We start from the raw sequence: 17096 nt of genomic DNA on the forward strand, positions 1-17096 counted from the left end.
GAATATCCAAAAAGTAAAAATTAATTTCTAACCCATAATTCCTGCATTTCTTAAAAACGCTTTACCCATATTGCCAATTACAAAAAATAGAGACAAATTAATTAAAAGGATTATTAATAATGCCAACATTTTATAGTTTGGATTAGTTGAAATGCCATCAAATCCATTATTAAGAAATCTTTTAAAAAGTGATTTGTCAATTTTTAGTTTTTGTTGCTCAGAATCAAGTTTTACTTTTTCTTCTGAAGAATCTTGATTGCTTGCTTTCTCTAGAAATTCTGTAAATGCCGCAACATTTACTTCTTTTTTATTCCCCTCATTAAGATCTTTATTGTCTTCATTCAAATTGGGGGCTGATTCGATTGAATTATTTTCATCAGGATTAAGTTTTGAATCTTCCAAATTAGTATTAAATGCTAGGAGTATATTACACTATAAAAAAAACCCACTCGATCAATTGAAGAGAGGGTTAGCTAAGGTTAAAGTTCTTTCATAAATTATAATTTATTTTAATTAAATTTGCGGTTGTAGCATAATGAAGTTTTAATTTAGATTAAATTCAAGATGATTTTCTTTAATTCATATGTTAGATGCGAATACTAAAAAAGCATGTAAAGATAATCCCTCAATAAGAGAAATTAAAATTAGAAATATAGAACATGCTATTGAACAAGCAGAATTGATGATAAAAGAATCAAAAATGAGCCAAGAAGAATTAATCTTCTTAAAAAGAAAAATATCGGACTCAAGACAGGATTTAGAGATACTTTATTTAATGAAAATTCAATGAATATAAATTTGTTAATCTTTAAAAAGGATTGAATTTTTGCAAAGAAAATTAATTTGTATATTTGAAGACTAATAAAGTTTAAAGGGAATGTAAAAATTTTTTTAAAGGTTCTAGTTATGTCTAAAAATAATCTATATATACCTATAAAGGTTGTTCCATACATATTCATATCACTTACTGCTATTGCAATAACAGCAGCTACATATGTAATTACTTAGTTCTATCTGCTATGTAAAGTTTTTAGATATTAAATAAATTAAAATATTTGTAATAAATAATTATATGAATAAAGTCAAAATAGCAATTTTTACAATATCAATAATAATATTTTCCCTTATAGGGATTAAAAAATTATTTTATATAAATCAAGTTAGAGATTTAAGAAATAAAGAAGAATCATTCTTAAATGAATCTATACGTGTTTTAAATGAATGTTTCGATCTAGAAAATAAAAATAAAAGAACTCTTAATAAATCAATTGAATTAATTGAGTATTGCTTAGAGGAATATGGATATAAGAACTGATTTCAAAACTTGAATGATGAATTTCCTTAATACTCCATTAATATACAAATAAAAAATTTCTAATCAATATTCTTTATGTTCAGTAATTTTTTATTAAAAATATTCTCCTAATTTAATTTTTTTAAAATGACTAAAGTGAAATGCTCTTATTTAGGAAATTTAAACTGTGAGGCTATTCATCTACAATCTGGAAGTCTTATTAGAACGGATGCACCTTTAGATCACTGTGGTAAAGGTGAAAGTTTTTCCCCAACTGATTTATTAGCGACATCTCTAGGTACTTGCCTGCTAACCATTATGGCAATCAAAGCTAAACCTAAAGGATTTGATTTGAAAGGTATATATTTAAATATTGAAAAACTAATGACACAAAATAGCGAGAGGAAGATAAAAAAACTAAAAATAGATATTTTTATACCAGAGAGCACTTCTAATGAAACTATTGATTTCTTAAAAAAAGCTTCCAAAGAATGTCCAGTTACAAGAAATTTATCTCAAGAAATAGATATTAAAATTTGTTGGCATCATGAATAAATCTCAAACATATTAATTACATAAGAAATAATGAAATACTTTATTGGAATAGTCATTCTTTTATCTGGAATATATATAATCACAGACTTGGCATTAAAGACTAGGTATACAAGAAAAAGACTTTCAAAAGGGAAAAAATAAATCACAAAAATTTTAATAATGGAGATAAAGGAAATAGATTTATTTAAGTTTTATTTATTCACTATTCTTTGATCAATCAAACTAATCAAAGGGATCATGAAATTTACATTTATTCCAACAGTACACCATGTATAAATAATAAGAAAAAATATTTTTATAAATAAATTAGGGGGTAAGGTCAAAAATATTTTGAAAAACCCTCCAATGAATAATACCAATATTCCAATTTGAAAAACACCTTTGATTATCCATTTAAGTCCATATTTTTTAATGTTTATAAAAAACCAGAAAAAAACAAAACTAGATAACAATAAATATATAAAATTTATGATCATCTTTTTAGAGAAAATCTAATAAATTTGCCATTATCGAGGCATGATGATAATTATCACTTTTTTATCGGCTAATTTTTTTTAAAAAAGGAAAAGTTATACAAAAAAAAATAAATTATTATTTTTTACTTTTTATCTTAAAACATTTTCGATTTTAGTAAATCAACTCTTTTTTGATTCACTCCCAAATCACTTTCTCCAACTCTTGATTCTGATCTTATTGACAAGATGTTTGAATTAGGAAGAAAGGATACTTCTAAATCGTCTACATACTTCATCCATTTACTAGTTGCTTCAGCATGTAGATAATCGCCATCAATCTCCACAATCTCAGTTCTTGGAGTGTTTTCGATAAATGTTTTAATCTTTTCAAAAGGTTTCTCAATATTGTTAACCCCCCATTCTTCTCGTACACAATGAGCAATCTCTACACAAGGTTTTAGTTCTATATGTGAGGCAAATGATGAAGAAGGGAATAAAAAGCTTGAACAAAGTAATATTGCTAAAAAAAGTATTTTCATTAACAGAAGAATTTAACAACACATAATCTAACGAATTAAATTACTAATTAGTTAATGACCCATCTCATTATTTTTGAAGAAAGCATATATATATTTATATATTCTGGATTTAATATGAATTTATAGTAATCCAAAAAAAAAAGACCTCTCAGAGAGAGATCTTTTTAAAATTGATTTATACCAAGTGTTTCCTTGTTTCCACTGAAATAAATCAATTCCTCCTACACACAATCCTAATATCACACCAAAATCCAAATAATGTAATACCTAATAGACCTCTATCTTAACTGTCACATCACAAAAAATGCAAAAAGTACTCAAACATTGCGATCGAGTACTTTTAAAGTTATCAGAAAAAAGTGTGTGAGGAGTTTCTGATGTATTTAATTTACTCCGTAGGTAATTTAAAAGGCTACAGTATAAATTACTAATTATTTAAATCTTTTAAAAAAATTGGAAGTTGATGAAAAAATAATCAAAAACAAAAAATTCATGAAAAGCATTTACAAAACAATCATTTTTATTATTTCGGCATTTGCTCTTTTTTCAGTAATAGTAGTTGTTGTCAAATATTCGCTTACTTATATTGAAAATAATCCCGAAAAATACTTACCTACGGAAAAGCAAGACAAAAATTAAGTATAAATCCACTTCAAAAAATCTATAAAATGTCTTAAATATGTTCTACACAGACAGCTTGAGTCATGAAAATCAAAAGTACTACAGTTCTTAATCAGAATAATATTCATTTAAGTCAATTTAAAAATAAGCATAAATATCAAATACTTGAGAATTACTGGAAGAAAAGAAAGAAAGAATGTGAAAAAAACCTTTCAAAATTTTGCTAACCGATAATTATGAATTTTATTTTTTCTTTTTTATTAGCATCTGTAATGTGGGTACAAGTTCCACAATGGGAAGCAGACTGGTCAAAATGTGCTGTAGATGTTCCCGATTCATCGTGTCACTGGTACGTAGCTGCTCCCGATAATACTTTTGGGGAAGGATTTAATTGGGAAAACGCTCCTTGGTTTAATGCCAATGGATTACAGGATGTAGCTAAAATTGACAAAGAATCTGTAGTAGAAAAACTTCAAAATAACTAATGTTTCTATTTCATCAATTAACTTTTAAAAGTATTTAACTCTAGTTGCTTAGTGGTTAACTTTTGATTAATTAAAAAATTTTTATGCGTTTCAAAGTAAGTCTCAAAAAAAATGGAAAGGAATTTGATGAAGTTGTTATAGCTAATAATAAAAAAGAGGCTATGGAAGTAGCTTTAAAAAACAATCCAGAAGCTCAAGCATTAAACTCTGATTGGACATTTAAGATTTAATTATTTGCGAAGTTTAGGAATCAAAAGAGATGCAACACAAATAACACTAATTGCAGGTCCAGGCGAAAGATTAAAGACTATAGAGAGAATAAAGCCCAGAAGTGAGATGCATAATCCGAAAAATGAAGACTTCATCATTGCAATTCTTAAACTATGAGCCTTATTTAGCCCTAACAGAGTTGGAGTAGAAAGAAGAGCAATAACAAGAATTACTCCCACTGCTGACATTGAACTAACAATTACTAATGCCGTTGTAAAACTTAAAGCAAGATTTAATAAAGAAACGTTTATACCACTCGCGGATGCACCTTCTGGATCCAATCCCACATAAACAACCTTTTCATATCCAAAAGTCATTAAAAGTATAAATACTAAAAAAGCAATTATTGTTCTAAGTAAATCTCCAAAATTTGCTGTCAATAAATCGCCAAATAATACTGCCTCCAAATCAATCCTTATTCCGAGTAGAGGGATTATAAGGACTCCAAACCCAAGCATTCCGGCTAATATTGTGTTCATTATTGCTTCATAATTTTCACTTTTTCTATTAGTTAAACTTTCCGCAATTACTGAGCCCAGAAGACCACTTATAACGCCACCAATTGAGGGATGTATACCGAGCGCTAATGCGAGAGCAAGTCCAGGCAACACACAATGAGAGATTAAATTAACTTGTAATAATCTCTTATGAGTGATTAATACAGTTCCCATAGCTGGGCATAAGATCCCGGAGAATATAGTTATTATTAATGGAACCAGCCACCAGTTGTTATTAATAAAAGACATTATTCGAAAGATTCGGTATGATCAAAAATACGAGACAAAAAATGATTTCGGAAACAATGGTAACTAAGTCTGACATTACCAAAAGACAAGAACAACTTCTTGAAGAACTTAATAAATGTGATGATGAATTGACTGGTCAAGAGTTGCATAGACAATTGATAGAAAGCGGAAAGGCTATGGGACTGACGACTGTTTACAGGAATCTTCAAGTTCTGATAAAGCATGGCTTAATACGTTCTAGACATCTCCCAACAGGAGAGGTTCTGTACACTCCCGTAGATAGAGATATTCATCATTTGACCTGTGTTCAATGTGGTGAGACATCAAAAATGGAAGGATGCCCTGTAAAAGATATTCATACACCCAAAACAAATCCAAAGAAATTCCAATTGTTGTTTCATACCCTGGAATATTTCGGGCTTTGCCAAAACTGTTATCAAGCTCAGAATTAAAAAGGAACATTTTCTAATCACAGAAATTATTTTCGTTTATAGAGCTAATATTTATAGCCTCTAATTTATCTTTTATTTGGTCAGGACTACCAACTGCCAAAACACTTTTATCAAGAACGATTACTTGATCATAGTTATTTAAAGACTCGCCCCAATCATGGCTACTTACGAGCAAAGAAAGTCCCGCATCCGCAAGTTGACGAACAATTTTTAGAAAATCTTCCTTTGCAGGTGGGTCCAAAGCTGCACAAGGTTCATCTAAAAGAAATATTTTTGCAGGGGACATAAGAGTTTTTGCTAATAGAGCTCTTTGCTGCTGTCCTCCTGAAAGAGAATCGAGTCTTCTATTAGCCAAATTTGCAATGCCTACTCTTTGCATTGTCGCCTCTAATTCACAACATTTATTAATCCAAGAATTTGGATATGCTAGAAGAGTCTTAATTTGAAAGGGGTTGTTACTTCTTGATTTTGAATACTTTATTTGACCAAGAGATACCAATTTTTCAACCGTAATGGGGAACTTCCAATTCATAGAACTTCTTTGAGGCATGAGTGCCACAAGAGCTCTAGATCTATATAAATTTTCACCGTCAATTTTTATTTCGCCTTTATCTGGAGTATTTTGTCCTTGCAATATTCTCAAAAGAGTTGATTTACCAGCACCGTTTGGGCCGACTAACGCTGTTAGAGTTCCAGGTTTAATCTCAATCGATACCTTGTTCAAAGCTGGCTTACTTTTTTTTGTGTATGCAAAGGTTAAATTTTCAGCGACTAAAGTAGCCATTAATTAATCATTTAAAAAAGTCACTTTACAAGCTTACCAATAATACAAATTGCGTATTATTTTCATAACATTTGATACCTTTGCTTGTCAGGCATTATGAAAATGATTATCATTTTTAAGTGTTTAATTATTTTTCATGTCAATTTTTAAAAGAATTTTAACAAATAGAACAGGTTCGAGTAAGTCAATTATTAAAAATTCCTTAATCGCTGGAACGATTATATTTTCTGGTTTTGGGAAGGATGTTATGGCTAAAGGAAAATCATACGTAGCTGTAGAACCACTAGTTTGTGATTTAGTTAAATCAATTGCATTACCATCTGACAAAGTTACATGCTTAGTAGATAGAAAACAAGATGTTCATGACTTAAAGATCAATCCAAGGCAAGCTCAATTACTAAATAGCGCAGACAAAGTATTTACTCTTGGTAAAGAAATGACTCCAAGTATGAGAAATTGGGAAAATAAAAAGAATACTGTTGTTGTAGGTGTTAGTGCAATAGACGTAGATGATCATTCTGATCATGGAGGTCATGATGATCACTCAGACCATGGTGGACATGATGATCACGCTGAACATTCAGCTAAGTTAGATGACCACTCTGATCATGGAGGTCACGACGATCACTCAGATCATGGTGGACATGATGATCACGCTGAGGGTGCTTTCGAATGGGCAGGCAAATTCCAACTTTCTAAGGGTTCTTACAAATGGTCATTTGAAAAAGTCGATGGAGAATATGCAGATCCTGCAATGAAGATGGTGATTCTCAAATCTAATGACATAGAAGGGTCTGAAGATTTAGCTAAAGAACTATTAGGATCTAAAGACTCAATAAGCAGAAAAAATGATGGTACTTTGATAGCAAGTAATAAAGCTTTTGTTCTTAACTTTGATCAAAGAAAAGAAAGTACTGTTTTTAACGTGGATATCAAAGAAGATGGTCAATATATATTTTTTACTGAACACATGCCTTTTGAGTTTGAAGCAACTCAACACTTTTTTAAAGACGTTTCAAATAGTGATGTAGAACCAATAGCACAAGTACCAGACGAAGGAGAGGGGCATCATCATCATGACCATGGAGGACTAGATCCTCATGTTTGGCATGATCCACATAACATTATAAAAATGGGAGATCTTATAAGCAAAAGTTTAAAGAAAGATATTTCAGTTTTTAATAGAGGTGACAGAAAATTAATTAATGAAAGATTCGAAAAAGCTGATTCTCTCTTAGAAGGCTTAGATAGTTGGATCGTCGAACAAGTAAACTCTATTCCTGAGGGAAACAGAGTAATTGTCTCTAAACACAAAGCAATGGAATACTACGGGGATGCATTTGGTTTTGAAACCATTAGTTTACTTGACTTTCTTGGAGACTCCTCAAGCTTAAGGCCAGACAACATAAGTTCTACTTTAAAAATGTTAGATGAAGAGAATGTTCAGGCAATATTTCCTGAACAGATTCCAGCATCTAAGTTATTAAGGAACTTAAGTAGACAAAGTTCAGTTCCTTTAGCTTCTAATCAAATATTCGTTGATGGATTGATGATGGATGGTAATACGGTTTCAGTAGCCGTTCACAACACTTGTACAATTGTTGATTCATTAGGTGGAAGCTGTGATAAAGAATCTGGCTCCAATCTTGAGTCTGAATGGTACAAACTTTCAGATTAAATTTTTCTAATAAAAACGGTTTTCATTTCTTATTATTACTATTATTAAACTATTGTTTATTTAGTAAAAATCATTAAATGAGCATCAAAGATAAAGTTCCCGTTACTATTCTCACTGGATTTTTAGGTTCAGGGAAGACTACCTTGCTTAATAGAATATTGAGTGAAGAGCACGGGAAAAGAATAGCCGTAATTGAGAATGAATACGGTGAAGTAGGTATAGATCAAGGGCTAGTGATTAATGCCGATGAAGAAGTATTTGAGATGTCAAATGGGTGCATTTGTTGTACTGTACGCGGTGATTTAATAAGAGTCCTTGGCAACCTTATGAAAAGAAGAGATAAGTTTGACTATGTTTTAGTTGAAACGACAGGATTAGCAGATCCAGGTCCAGTTGCTCAGACTTTTTTCATGGATGAAGAGATTAGTTCTGAATTTACTCTTGATGGAATTGTGACTTTAGTTGATGCTGCACATATCGATCAGCAACTAGGAAGGAGTGATGAAAGTTCAGAACAAGTTGCATTTGCAGATGTTCTTGTCCTTAACAAAACTGATTTAGTCTCTGATGATGCACTAAATACTCTTGAATCGAGGTTGAGAGATATGAACCGAATGACTCGAATTATTCGAGCCGAGAATGCCAAAGTACCAATTGAAACAGTCTTAAATCTAAGTGCATTTGATCTTGATCAGATCCTTAAACGCAGGCCAACATTCCTTGAACCAGAATATCCTTTTGAATGGACAGGTGTTTACGATCTTGATGCAGGTAAATATGAATTAATGCTAGAAGATGGACCAGATCCAGAAATGTCCCTAGTAGCTCTAGTTAACCAAGGTGAGAGTGAGGAGGAACTTAAAGATGGGGCTGAATCCTCCGTAAGACTTTATGCAGAAAAAACTAATACTTTAGAACCTGGAAAAACTATCCCATATGGAGAACATATAAATCTCAAATTAGATGATAAAGGGAATAAATCCTTCATCCTGAACATAGAAAAACCAACCAAAATAGGTTTGTTTACACAGCACACTGCTGAAGAATTCAATATGAAAGTCATTAAAAGTGACGAAAATAAAGAGATTCCATTTAATACTGAAAGATTCTGGCAAGCAGAGCACGAACATGATGATGAAGTAGGCTCAATTGCTATAGAGCGTTTTGGAGATGTTGACCCAGAAAAACTAAATACTTGGATGGGAAGACTTCTATCAGAAAAAGGAGTGGATATATTCAGAACTAAAGGTTTCATAAGTTACTCAGGTAACCCAAGGAGAATAGTTTTCCAAGGAGTTCACATGTTATTTACTGCACAACCTGATAAAGAATGGGGTAACGAACCTCGTAGAAATCAACTTGTTTTTATCGGTAGAAATTTAAATGAGAAAGAGATGCAAGAAGGCTTTGATAAATGCCTGATATAGAACCATTTAGCCCAAGAGGCATGTTCCATGAAGGATGGACTGCTGAAGTTAACGATTACGCCATAGCATGTGGCTGGGCTCTTAAAGGGAAACAATTTATTGTTGGCGACGTGTCAGGAGGTCTTTTTTCGTTCGAAGGAGATACTGGAAAAATTACTTGGGAAAAAGAAAATATACACTCCGGGGGTCTATTAGCGATGGCCATTCATCCAGAGGGTGAGATTTTTGCAACATCAGGTCAGGATGGAAATGTTCAAATTTGTAATTGCCATGAAGGTAAAGTAATTAAAACACTTAATCTTGGTAAGGGTTGGGTAGAACACCTCAAGTGGTCTAATGACGGTTTATTTCTAGCGATAGCTTCCTCAAAAAAAGTATATGTTTTTAATGAAATTGGAGAAGAGAAATGGATCTCAGAAGACCATCCAAGCACAGTAAGTGCAATAACATGGTCAAACAAAAATGAGCTCGCAACTGCATGCTATGGCAGAGTGACATTCTTTGACATTGTTAATAATAAAACGAATCAAAAACTCGAATGGCAAGGATCATTGGTCTCTATGGAATTAAGCCCTGACGGAGATATAGTCGCCTGTGGGAGTCAAGACAATTCAGTTCATTTCTGGAGAAGATCAACAGGAATGGATGCTGAAATGACTGGATACCCTGGAAAACCAAGTCACCTTTCATTTGATGACAGCGGAAAATTATTAGCGACTAGCGGCAGTGAAAGAATTACAGTATGGAGCTTTATAGGCAATGGTCCAGAAGGGACTATGCCAGGAGAGCTTTGTCACCATACAGAACCTATTTCGAGCCTAGCCTTTTCAAATAAAGGTATGCTCGTAGCCTCAGGATCCAGAGATGGTTCTGTTGTCGCAAGTTTTCTAAAAAAAGACGGTAATGGAGACCCAGTTGGGGCTGCATTCGCAGGAGATTTAGTAGGGGCAATATCCTGGAGACCTGATGATTGTGCACTTGCAGCAGTTAATGCAAAAGGTGTAGTAAATGTATGGAAATTTAAAGTCCGTACTAATCTTTTTTCTAAAGGATTTAAATAAAAATTAGAAATTTATAAAATCACCAATAGTTAGCTTTTAAATGTCTTTCCATACAAATGACCTCACAGTCATTATCTATTCCTTTAGGGTGAATATCGCAATATGAGAGACATTGAAAATATTCATCTATAGGATTAGATTTATCATTTTTACTAACTTCTTTCGAATGATCCATAAAAGAGTTCCTCAATTTAAAATTAAGATAGACGAATTAAATATCAAAAGAAATAAGCAAAACTTACTAAATATATCTCAAAAAAATTAACGCGATTGATTACTACTCTCGGACATTTTTAATTAAAAAGCAATGCGTATAAAAACGGATTGTCTTTAGAGAAATATTTTCCTAATTTTATATTGTTGAGTTCTAGGAGGTCTTTCAAAATGATCGATAGCCTGCCTGAAATTTCGGAATAAACCGAACTAATTTAATTAACTGCTCCAATTATTTTTTATTAATGTCTAAGCTTCCTTCTTCTGCGTCGTTTAGGTGCCCTATAAGAAACAAGCTTAATTCTAGAGTTTTTGCCCCAGTTAAAGACAATTAGTTAATTTTGGTGAGCATTAGCTTAATAGAAGTTAGCAACAAGGATCCATGATTTAGGTGCGTTATTAACTTCAGTAAAAAATATAAGTAAGAGATAAAAGAGGGCTTAAATAAGCCCTCTTTTTTGTTATGGGATGACTTTCTTCTAATTTTATAGATAATGATTAAAGCAATAAAATTTCAAAATGGTTCAATATTATTGCCCATATTGCAATCCTAAATATCAATTTCAAAAACAATCCTCAAATGGTACTTTGATTTGTGGCTTGTGTGGAGAGGATCTTGTAAAAAAACCATTTATTAGGTTGAACCAGATTATTGCTTTAGTTGCCGCGTCATCATTACTTCTACCGTTAATATATACTTTTATTTTTTTAATTAAAAATCAAATAAATCCTCCCAATAAAAATTATCAAGCAAATAGTACATTAATGATAATTATCAAAGAAACACTTTCATAAAAAAATTTAAAAAATCTCGAGAGGTTAACCTCTACACAGTGATTTATTTAAACAAGAATTTTTACTCTCAATATTTATTTGATCATCAATATTTTTTAATTTGTTTTTATTACTTATTACTTTAACCTTTTGGCCGCAATGGTCTTTGCAACCACCATTAAATAAATTATGTGCGTACAAATTAGAAATATTCGTAAGTAATAAAAGAAAAATTATTTTATAAATTTGATAAAAATAAGACTTAATTTTTAATATCATTTTCTCAGAATTAGTAAATAAATAATATCAGTTAATTCCAAGGAGTGTTTATAAGTCCCCAGATATCGAAGAAGAAAAATAAAACTGCAATAACAACAAGATCCCATGCTCTTTCCCTAAAAGCCCAAGGCGCAATAAAAACCTCTCCAAGTCCGTGAAGTGCTGCCCCTACTGGTAGATGATCAAGAACCAGCAAACTGTGAGAGAGGATAAAAAGAAAGCTTGCGAAATATCTAAAAAAAACAAATTGCCAATTACTAGAACTCATACCTTTTAGATTTTTAAGAAATATACTTCAATGATCAAAATAATGATATAGATCAACTCAAGAGATATTTTTTTTGGTAGCCATAAATACGAATAAAGATAAAAAGCTAAAGTAAAAATTATTAAACGATGAAAAATATGTTTTCAAGTTATAAGCCTAAAAATAGTTTTGATGAATACTTTAAGGATAATGTTAACTCTGCAAGAGAAATATTGATTCCACTTCTTTCATCTTTAGATAATATGGGAATTGAAGAATTAAACAGGAATCACTCTGCCGCAAAAAAATTATTACTAAGACATGGTGCAACTTTTAGATTAAACGATACTGGTTTTAAAGGTACTGAGAGAATATTACCTTTTGATCCACTTCCTAGAATAATTAGTAAAGATGATTGGGTAACGTTAGAAAAAGGCCTAAAACAAAGGCTTGAGGCAATTGATTTATTTCTAGATGATATTTACAATTCTCAAAAAATAATTAATGATGGAATAATTCCAAGAGAATTAATAGAGAGTTCAGAAGGTTGGAGACCTCAGATGATAGGTTTCAAACCTCCACTAAATAAATGGTGTCAAATTTCAGGACTTGATTTAATAAGGGATAGGAATGGAGATTGGCATGTTTTAGAAGATAATTTAAGGTGCCCTTCTGGGGTTGCTTATTTTTTAGAAAATAGATTAGTTATGAAAAATATTTTTCCTAATCTTTTCTCAGGAAGAATAGTAAAACCAATTGATGAATATCCATCATATCTTTTAAAAACTCTTCAAGAACTTGCGGTTTGGACAGATACACCCAAGATAGTTCTACTTACTCCTGGAATTTTTAATAGTGCTTATTTTGAACATAGTTATTTAGCTCAAGAAATGGGAATCCAACTAGTTCAGGGTCATGACTTAGTTTGTAATGATGATTATGTATATTTAAAAACCACCTCTGGATTAAAAAGAGTAGATGTCATTTACAGAAGGATTGATGATGATTTCTTAGATCCTCTTAATTTCAGAAAAGATTCCTGCCTTGGTGTTAGCGGATTACTTGATGTTTTTAAAGCAGGTCATGTTGCTTTAGCAAATGCACCTGGGACGGGAATAGCAGATGACAAAATGATTTATTCTTTTGTTCCAAAGATGATTAAATATTATCTTGATGAAGAAATTATTATTAAAAATGTAGAAACTTATATTTGTCATTACCAAAAGGATCGAGAATATGTTCTAGAAAATTTATCAAAACTTGTTGTTAAGTCTGTCGCAGAAGCTGGGGGGTATGGAATGTTAATTGGCCCTCACTCAACAACTAGTGAGATAGAAGAATTCGCTAATAAAATTAAAAATAATCCTAGAAATTTCGTAGCACAACCAACATTAGAATTATCTACTGTGCCATCGTTATGTGAGGGAGAACTATATCCATGTCATGTTGATTTAAGACCATATATCTTAAGAGGAAAAGATTCATGGGTTAGCCCAGGTGGGCTTACGCGGGTAGCATTAAAAAAAGGATCATTAGTCGTTAATTCTTCTCAAGGTGGAGGATGCAAAGATACATGGGTTGTAGGGGAATAATATGCTTTTAAGTCGTGTAGCAGAATCTCTTTATTGGATCAATCGTTATTTAGAACGTGCGGAAAACATATCTCGTTTCGTGGAAGTAAGTGAAGCAATGTCATTAGATTGTCCACCAGGAAGTGCAGAACCTTGGCTCCCGTTAATTGATGCCTCTAGTGACAGAGAATCTTTTGATAAAAGATTCCCAGAAAAAAAACCTAATGACGTTATTAATTTTTTAATAAGAGATCGTTTAAACCCAAACAGTATAATTTCTTGCATTCAAATGGCAAGAGAAAATGCACGACAAATCAGAGATGTCATGACCACAGAAATGTGGGAACAGATTAATATTTTATATTGGAATATGCAAGAAGGAGAGGCAATATGGAATAAACCAAGACAAGAACAATTAAGTGAAATAAGGAGGGAATGTCAGCTTTTTTATGGGATTACAGATGCGACTCTAAGCAAAGATCTTGCCTGGAGATTTAGCATGCTTGGAAGATTAATCGAAAGAGCTGACAAAACATCAAGAATTTTAGATGTTAAATATTATTTACTCCTACCCAGCTTAGATGAACTTGGAGGAGTTCTTGATGAGCTGCAATGGATTGCACTTTTACGCTCAGCTGGAGCTTATCAGATGTTTAGGAAAGCAGTGCAAAATTCTATAAAGCCTAATTCAGTTGCGAGATTTCTTTTACTTGATCCAATTTTTCCGAGATCAGTAAGATACTGTCTTGATGGGATAAGCAATACTCTCAAAACAATAGATACCTCACCATCTAATGAAAATCCTTCAGAATTAGAATGCATGAGAGGTTTGCTTAAAGCAAAGTGGAGTTATATCAGAATTGAAGATATAATCAATGATGGTTTACATGAGGCAATCGATTCATTGCAAATGGATTTAAACAAGTTAAATGATCTCATTCAAGAAAAATATTTTATTAATTAATAAGTTTATTAATGAGAATTAAATACATTCACAAACTTGAATATAAATACGAAGATCCTGTTCAATTAGGCGAGCATAGATTATGTATAAAGCCAAGGTCGAATGGCTTCCAAAAACTAAAGAATTTCGAATTAAACATAACCCCAGAACCAGATATTATTTATCCATTACTTGCTGCAAGCGGAGAAGAGATAAACAGAATCAGATTCCATGGATTAACAGATAATTTAATTATTGAATCAATCAGCGAAGTTGAAACCATTAAACATCCAAACATTATTGATGGGGTTAAAAATAGAGATTTAACATTGCCTTTTTGTAGAAGCATTATCAACAGAGATTTACAGGGAGCATTAGAAGGGTGGATGCCAAATGGACAACACGATCCATCTGCCGTAGAACTTGCCCAAGAAGCTTTAGCAGGAAGCATTAATAACGCATTATCATTTACCTACCAACTAATAGAGATAATTCAAGATCGGGTTAAATATACTAAAAGACATACAGGTCCAGCATGGCCGGCTAGCAGAACACTTAGAGAGCGTATAGGTTCATGCAGAGATTTAGCAATGCTGATGGTTGAAGCTTGTAGGTCTATTGGTATCCCAAGTAGGTTTGTAAGTGGTTATCATTTTGAAGATCCCTTACCCTCTGAGTTGGATTTACACGCTTGGGCTGAATTATATATTCCAGGTGCTGGCTGGAGAGGTTTTGATCCAAGCGGAAAAGGATTAATAGATGATAGATATTTAACATTGGTATCCTCTTCAAAATCTAATTTAACCTCTGTAATAACGGGAAACTTTATAGGAAAAAATAATTTAGAAAATACTTTATCTTGGGAAATCAAACCTCTTGAAATTAAATAAACACTAAATTTTTAATCTTTTAAAATAACAAAAAAATATAAATAATAATATGTTTCTTTTTTAGTGTTAATTGATACGTTCTTGGATATATATATCTGTTTTCATTTGTTTAATCTTTAAAGAAAATTGAACTCAAGTTTAGAAATTCCCGTTATCAAATCAAACAAATCGAAAATGTTTGAATTGATAAGTTATGAAAAATTTCGCGATACAAAAGATGTAAGATTTTTTGATATTAGTGTTAATAAATCAAACTATAGAGATCTAGTTATTCACAGTGGTCCTGCAGTAAGTCCGCCAAATGATGAAGAGTTTAATAATTGGCAATTTTACATACATCACAATCAAGAAGATAATCTACTAGCTATTTCTGGGGGAAGAACATTTTTTCTTATCAATTTTGGCTGGGATTACCCCTTTTATAAAGTTAGATTAGAATCATGCGGATATATTCTAAGAATACCTAGAGGAACATTTCATAGATCAGTTTCTGACGAAAACGGTTCCATAGTTTTAAATCAAGCTATAAGAGATGAAGGCGGTACAGTTGAATCTGAGTTCAAGGTTACAAATAGCAAAGATAACAAAAAACTTCTTGATTGTATAACGAATCTAGAACCTAGATTTAAAATTTACAGTGTTAAATAATCTTAAAAAGGAGTTCCAAATTTACACATCAATTTAAAAAATTATCTAATTGTTATAAAATAAAAATATTGGAATTTTTGGGTATGAAATTTTTTAGTTTTTTAAAATATTTTTTATGTATAACTTTTTCTTTCTTAGTTTTATCTTCTCCAGTTTTTGCTGGGGCAAATGTAGCTGTTAAGGGTGAGGGGGATGAAGTTCCAAGTTATGTTAGAGCTAATATTACAGGATTTGATTTCCATGGAGAAGATCTTCATTTGTCTTCTATAGCTGGAGCTGTTGCGAGAGATGCAGATTTTAGTGATGTTGATTTACATGGAACTACCCTAACCCTATCGGATTTAAAAGGTTCTAATTTAAATGGGATCGACCTGACTGATACTCTTTCTGATCGAGTTAATTTCCAAAAAACAGATCTTAGAAATGCTGTTTTAATAAATATGATCGCATCAGGCAGCAGTTTTGCAGGAGCTCAAATAGAAGGAGCAGATTTTTCTTACGCTATTCTTGACAGCGAAGACCAAAGAAATCTTTGTGAAATTGCGGATGGAATAAATCCAACAACAGGCGTTTCAACTAGAGAAAGTCTTGAGTGTAGTTAGCATTAAGATTATAAGTAAAATTTCTTTCCATTATTAAATTTATAAATCCTTTGTTCTTCGTCTTGAAATATCATCTCACCATTTAATTTAGATTTCTTAAATTTTGAAAGTCTTGCTCTGTGAATATTGGATTTTCTATTAATATTTTCTTCGTTATCATAGACTCCAATATAAATATTTATATTAGGATTTGAAAAGGTTTTTTCTTCCTCTCTTAAAAAAATTCTGTCAATATTTGTTTGCGTGCTCTGCAGTTTATTTTTAAATTTATCTAATTTTAGATTCTTTGGTTTTTTAGAATTAATTTTTTTGAAGCCCAAAAAAATAACTCCTAAAATTAGAAAAACTAAAAATATTTTCATTACTTAATTTTTATTTTAATATCTACACCTAAGTCACTTTTAGTAGTTAATATTTCTTTTTTTACGATTCCGTAGGTAAAAATTTTAGATAATGTTTTTAAAGATTTAAAAACTAAAAAAACAGTAAATAAAAAGAAAAGAATAATGTTTTCTACAAGTAGATTTTTATTTTTGTTATCTAAATTACTCATATAAGTCTT

The 17096-nt window shown here is 31.5% G+C and carries 25 protein-coding genes; 16 read left to right on the forward strand and 9 right to left on the reverse strand.

Translation table 11 applies throughout. The features are described 5' to 3' along the window. Nucleotides 1–27: 27 nt before the first annotated feature. A complete protein-coding gene (locus HA148_RS05380) occupies nucleotides 28–402 on the reverse strand; it encodes a hypothetical protein (protein ID WP_209130875.1) in 375 nt (124 codons plus the stop codon). A 181-nt stretch (nucleotides 403–583) separates the two neighbouring features. On the opposite strand from HA148_RS05380, the gene HA148_RS05385 reads away from it, so the two are divergent. The 3 genes from HA148_RS05385 (at nucleotide 584) to HA148_RS05395 (ending at nucleotide 1849) form a co-directional block, all read left to right on the forward strand. Further along, entirely contained in the window at nucleotides 584–790 is a 207-nt protein-coding gene (locus tag HA148_RS05385; RefSeq protein ID WP_032524652.1) for a hypothetical protein, read from the forward strand. Between the two features lie 282 nt (nucleotides 791–1072). Further along, entirely contained in the window at nucleotides 1073–1315 is a 243-nt protein-coding gene (locus tag HA148_RS05390) for a hypothetical protein (protein WP_209130877.1), read from the forward strand. A 126-nt stretch (nucleotides 1316–1441) separates the two neighbouring features. Next, nucleotides 1442–1849: an OsmC family protein gene (locus HA148_RS05395; RefSeq protein ID WP_209130879.1), complete on the forward strand. Its 408-nt coding sequence runs from the start codon at nucleotides 1442–1444 to the stop codon at nucleotides 1847–1849. 610 nt (nucleotides 1850–2459) lie between these two features. Here HA148_RS05395 and HA148_RS05400 read toward each other — a convergent pair. Further along, entirely contained in the window at nucleotides 2460–2843 is a 384-nt protein-coding gene (locus HA148_RS05400; RefSeq protein WP_209130881.1) for a DUF1499 domain-containing protein, read from the reverse strand. A gap of 492 nt (nucleotides 2844–3335) precedes the next feature. Between HA148_RS05400 and HA148_RS05405 the strand changes: the two genes are divergently transcribed. From HA148_RS05405 to HA148_RS05415, 3 genes are all read left to right on the forward strand, one after another. Next, on the forward strand, nucleotides 3336–3482 hold the full coding sequence (locus tag HA148_RS05405; protein WP_209130883.1) for a hypothetical protein: 147 nt from the start codon (nucleotides 3336–3338) through the stop codon (nucleotides 3480–3482). A gap of 218 nt (nucleotides 3483–3700) precedes the next feature. Then, nucleotides 3701–3949 (forward strand): hypothetical protein, encoded by a 249-nt coding sequence (locus HA148_RS05410; protein ID WP_209130885.1) that lies wholly within the window; start codon nucleotides 3701–3703, stop codon nucleotides 3947–3949. An 83-nt stretch (nucleotides 3950–4032) separates the two neighbouring features. Next, nucleotides 4033–4179, forward strand: coding sequence for a hypothetical protein (locus HA148_RS05415; protein WP_011863089.1), 147 nt, complete (start codon nucleotides 4033–4035; stop codon nucleotides 4177–4179). On the opposite strand, the gene HA148_RS05420 is transcribed toward HA148_RS05415, so the two are convergent. Further along, nucleotides 4180–4965, reverse strand: a complete 786-nt coding sequence (locus tag HA148_RS05420) for a metal ABC transporter permease (RefSeq protein ID WP_209130887.1) — start codon at nucleotides 4963–4965, stop codon at nucleotides 4180–4182. 17 nt (nucleotides 4966–4982) lie between these two features. On the opposite strand from HA148_RS05420, the gene HA148_RS05425 reads away from it, so the two are divergent. Beyond that, nucleotides 4983–5417, forward strand: a complete 435-nt coding sequence (locus HA148_RS05425; RefSeq protein ID WP_209130889.1) for a Fur family transcriptional regulator — start codon at nucleotides 4983–4985, stop codon at nucleotides 5415–5417. 13 nt (nucleotides 5418–5430) lie between these two features. Here the strand turns inward: HA148_RS05425 and HA148_RS05430 are convergent, their stop codons facing one another. Then, nucleotides 5431–6201 carry an ABC transporter ATP-binding protein gene (locus tag HA148_RS05430; protein ID WP_209130891.1) on the reverse strand — a complete coding sequence of 257 codons (771 nt, stop codon included), beginning with the start codon at nucleotides 6199–6201 and terminating at the stop codon, nucleotides 5431–5433. 136 nt (nucleotides 6202–6337) lie between these two features. Here HA148_RS05430 and HA148_RS05435 point away from each other — a divergent pair, with 136 nt between their 5' ends. The 3 genes from HA148_RS05435 (at nucleotide 6338) to HA148_RS05445 (ending at nucleotide 10367) form a co-directional block, all read left to right on the forward strand. Further along, nucleotides 6338–7879, forward strand: a complete 1542-nt coding sequence (locus HA148_RS05435) for a metal ABC transporter solute-binding protein, Zn/Mn family (protein WP_209130893.1) — start codon at nucleotides 6338–6340, stop codon at nucleotides 7877–7879. A 77-nt stretch (nucleotides 7880–7956) separates the two neighbouring features. Next, complete coding sequence (locus tag HA148_RS05440; protein WP_209130896.1) at nucleotides 7957–9306, forward strand: CobW family GTP-binding protein; 1350 nt, start codon at nucleotides 7957–7959, stop codon at nucleotides 9304–9306. Beyond that, nucleotides 9294–10367, forward strand: coding sequence for a WD40 repeat domain-containing protein (locus tag HA148_RS05445; protein ID WP_209130898.1), 1074 nt, complete (start codon nucleotides 9294–9296; stop codon nucleotides 10365–10367). Before HA148_RS05440 ends, HA148_RS05445 begins: the two co-directional genes overlap by 13 nt. A gap of 19 nt (nucleotides 10368–10386) precedes the next feature. Here HA148_RS05445 and HA148_RS05450 read toward each other — a convergent pair whose 3' ends face one another. After that, on the reverse strand, nucleotides 10387–10542 hold the full coding sequence (locus tag HA148_RS05450) for a hypothetical protein (protein ID WP_209130900.1): 156 nt from the start codon (nucleotides 10540–10542) through the stop codon (nucleotides 10387–10389). A gap of 557 nt (nucleotides 10543–11099) precedes the next feature. Here HA148_RS05450 and HA148_RS05455 point away from each other — a divergent pair. Then, nucleotides 11100–11375, forward strand: a complete 276-nt coding sequence (locus HA148_RS05455) for a DNA gyrase (RefSeq protein WP_209130902.1) — start codon at nucleotides 11100–11102, stop codon at nucleotides 11373–11375. Between the two features lie 24 nt (nucleotides 11376–11399). Here HA148_RS05455 and HA148_RS05460 read toward each other — a convergent pair whose 3' ends face one another. After that, nucleotides 11400–11633: a hypothetical protein gene (locus tag HA148_RS05460; RefSeq protein ID WP_209130904.1), complete on the reverse strand. Its 234-nt coding sequence runs from the start codon at nucleotides 11631–11633 to the stop codon at nucleotides 11400–11402. A gap of 31 nt (nucleotides 11634–11664) precedes the next feature. Continuing rightward, entirely contained in the window at nucleotides 11665–11901 is a 237-nt protein-coding gene (locus HA148_RS05465) for a hypothetical protein (RefSeq protein WP_011818573.1), read from the reverse strand. 128 nt (nucleotides 11902–12029) lie between these two features. Between HA148_RS05465 and HA148_RS05470 the strand changes: the two genes are divergently transcribed. The 5 genes from HA148_RS05470 (at nucleotide 12030) to HA148_RS05490 (ending at nucleotide 16534) form a co-directional block, all read left to right on the forward strand. Next, on the forward strand, nucleotides 12030–13472 hold the full coding sequence (locus HA148_RS05470; protein ID WP_209130906.1) for a circularly permuted type 2 ATP-grasp protein: 1443 nt from the start codon (nucleotides 12030–12032) through the stop codon (nucleotides 13470–13472). Between the two features lies 1 nt (nucleotide 13473). After that, entirely contained in the window at nucleotides 13474–14415 is a 942-nt protein-coding gene (locus HA148_RS05475; RefSeq protein WP_209130908.1) for an alpha-E domain-containing protein, read from the forward strand. Nucleotides 14416–14426: 11 nt separating this feature from the next. Beyond that, on the forward strand, nucleotides 14427–15284 hold the full coding sequence (locus HA148_RS05480) for a transglutaminase family protein (protein ID WP_209130910.1): 858 nt from the start codon (nucleotides 14427–14429) through the stop codon (nucleotides 15282–15284). A gap of 174 nt (nucleotides 15285–15458) precedes the next feature. Then, on the forward strand, nucleotides 15459–15932 hold the full coding sequence (locus HA148_RS05485; protein WP_209131077.1) for an HNH endonuclease: 474 nt from the start codon (nucleotides 15459–15461) through the stop codon (nucleotides 15930–15932). A gap of 83 nt (nucleotides 15933–16015) precedes the next feature. Further along, entirely contained in the window at nucleotides 16016–16534 is a 519-nt protein-coding gene (locus HA148_RS05490; RefSeq protein WP_100883749.1) for a pentapeptide repeat-containing protein, read from the forward strand. 8 nt (nucleotides 16535–16542) lie between these two features. Here the strand turns inward: HA148_RS05490 and HA148_RS05495 are convergent, their stop codons facing one another. Together HA148_RS05495 and HA148_RS05500 are read right to left on the reverse strand one after the other, a co-directional pair. Further along, the gene (locus tag HA148_RS05495; protein WP_209130912.1) at nucleotides 16543–16896 is read right to left on the reverse strand and encodes a hypothetical protein; all 354 of its coding nucleotides are present in this window, start codon (nucleotides 16894–16896) and stop codon (nucleotides 16543–16545) included. Continuing rightward, the gene (locus HA148_RS05500) at nucleotides 16896–17087 is read right to left on the reverse strand and encodes a hypothetical protein (RefSeq protein WP_209130914.1); all 192 of its coding nucleotides are present in this window, start codon (nucleotides 17085–17087) and stop codon (nucleotides 16896–16898) included. Before HA148_RS05500 ends, HA148_RS05495 begins: the two co-directional genes overlap by 1 nt. Between the last annotated feature and the right edge of the window lie 9 nt (nucleotides 17088–17096).

It is taken from the genome of Prochlorococcus marinus XMU1405, from assembly GCF_017696275.1.
In the GTDB taxonomy this organism is placed as follows: domain Bacteria; phylum Cyanobacteriota; class Cyanobacteriia; order PCC-6307; family Cyanobiaceae; genus Prochlorococcus_A; species Prochlorococcus_A marinus_AB.

What these genes read in the sequence shown, in the direction of transcription:
- HA148_RS05495 (WP_209130912.1), bottom strand. Translation starts at nt 16,896, where the DNA reads ATGAAAATATTTTTAGTTTTTCTAATTTTAGGAGTTATTTTTTTGGGC.
- HA148_RS05440 (WP_209130896.1), top strand. Translation starts at nt 7,957, where the DNA reads ATGAGCATCAAAGATAAAGTTCCCGTTACTATTCTCACTGGATTTTTA.
- HA148_RS05455 (WP_209130902.1), top strand. Translation starts at nt 11,100, where the DNA reads ATGGTTCAATATTATTGCCCATATTGCAATCCTAAATATCAATTTCAA.
- HA148_RS05410 (WP_209130885.1), top strand. Translation starts at nt 3,701, where the DNA reads ATGAATTTTATTTTTTCTTTTTTATTAGCATCTGTAATGTGGGTACAA.
- HA148_RS05395 (WP_209130879.1), top strand. Translation starts at nt 1,442, where the DNA reads ATGACTAAAGTGAAATGCTCTTATTTAGGAAATTTAAACTGTGAGGCT.
- HA148_RS05390 (WP_209130877.1), top strand. Translation starts at nt 1,073, where the DNA reads ATGAATAAAGTCAAAATAGCAATTTTTACAATATCAATAATAATATTT.
- HA148_RS05445 (WP_209130898.1), top strand. Translation starts at nt 9,294, where the DNA reads ATGCCTGATATAGAACCATTTAGCCCAAGAGGCATGTTCCATGAAGGA.
- HA148_RS05480 (WP_209130910.1), top strand. Translation starts at nt 14,427, where the DNA reads ATGAGAATTAAATACATTCACAAACTTGAATATAAATACGAAGATCCT.
- HA148_RS05435 (WP_209130893.1), top strand. Translation starts at nt 6,338, where the DNA reads ATGTCAATTTTTAAAAGAATTTTAACAAATAGAACAGGTTCGAGTAAG.
- HA148_RS05405 (WP_209130883.1), top strand. Translation starts at nt 3,336, where the DNA reads ATGAAAAGCATTTACAAAACAATCATTTTTATTATTTCGGCATTTGCT.
- HA148_RS05470 (WP_209130906.1), top strand. Translation starts at nt 12,030, where the DNA reads ATGAAAAATATGTTTTCAAGTTATAAGCCTAAAAATAGTTTTGATGAA.
- HA148_RS05475 (WP_209130908.1), top strand. Translation starts at nt 13,474, where the DNA reads ATGCTTTTAAGTCGTGTAGCAGAATCTCTTTATTGGATCAATCGTTAT.
- HA148_RS05430 (WP_209130891.1), bottom strand. Translation starts at nt 6,201, where the DNA reads ATGGCTACTTTAGTCGCTGAAAATTTAACCTTTGCATACACAAAAAAA.
- HA148_RS05400 (WP_209130881.1), bottom strand. Translation starts at nt 2,843, where the DNA reads ATGAAAATACTTTTTTTAGCAATATTACTTTGTTCAAGCTTTTTATTC.
- HA148_RS05490 (WP_100883749.1), top strand. Translation starts at nt 16,016, where the DNA reads ATGAAATTTTTTAGTTTTTTAAAATATTTTTTATGTATAACTTTTTCT.
- HA148_RS05450 (WP_209130900.1), bottom strand. Translation starts at nt 10,542, where the DNA reads ATGGATCATTCGAAAGAAGTTAGTAAAAATGATAAATCTAATCCTATA.
- HA148_RS05415 (WP_011863089.1), top strand. Translation starts at nt 4,033, where the DNA reads ATGCGTTTCAAAGTAAGTCTCAAAAAAAATGGAAAGGAATTTGATGAA.
- HA148_RS05425 (WP_209130889.1), top strand. Translation starts at nt 4,983, where the DNA reads ATGATCAAAAATACGAGACAAAAAATGATTTCGGAAACAATGGTAACT.
- HA148_RS05420 (WP_209130887.1), bottom strand. Translation starts at nt 4,965, where the DNA reads ATGTCTTTTATTAATAACAACTGGTGGCTGGTTCCATTAATAATAACT.
- HA148_RS05500 (WP_209130914.1), bottom strand. Translation starts at nt 17,087, where the DNA reads ATGAGTAATTTAGATAACAAAAATAAAAATCTACTTGTAGAAAACATT.
- HA148_RS05460 (WP_209130904.1), bottom strand. Translation starts at nt 11,633, where the DNA reads ATGATATTAAAAATTAAGTCTTATTTTTATCAAATTTATAAAATAATT.
- HA148_RS05485 (WP_209131077.1), top strand. Translation starts at nt 15,459, where the DNA reads ATGTTTGAATTGATAAGTTATGAAAAATTTCGCGATACAAAAGATGTA.
- HA148_RS05385 (WP_032524652.1), top strand. Translation starts at nt 584, where the DNA reads ATGTTAGATGCGAATACTAAAAAAGCATGTAAAGATAATCCCTCAATA.
- HA148_RS05465 (WP_011818573.1), bottom strand. Translation starts at nt 11,901, where the DNA reads ATGAGTTCTAGTAATTGGCAATTTGTTTTTTTTAGATATTTCGCAAGC.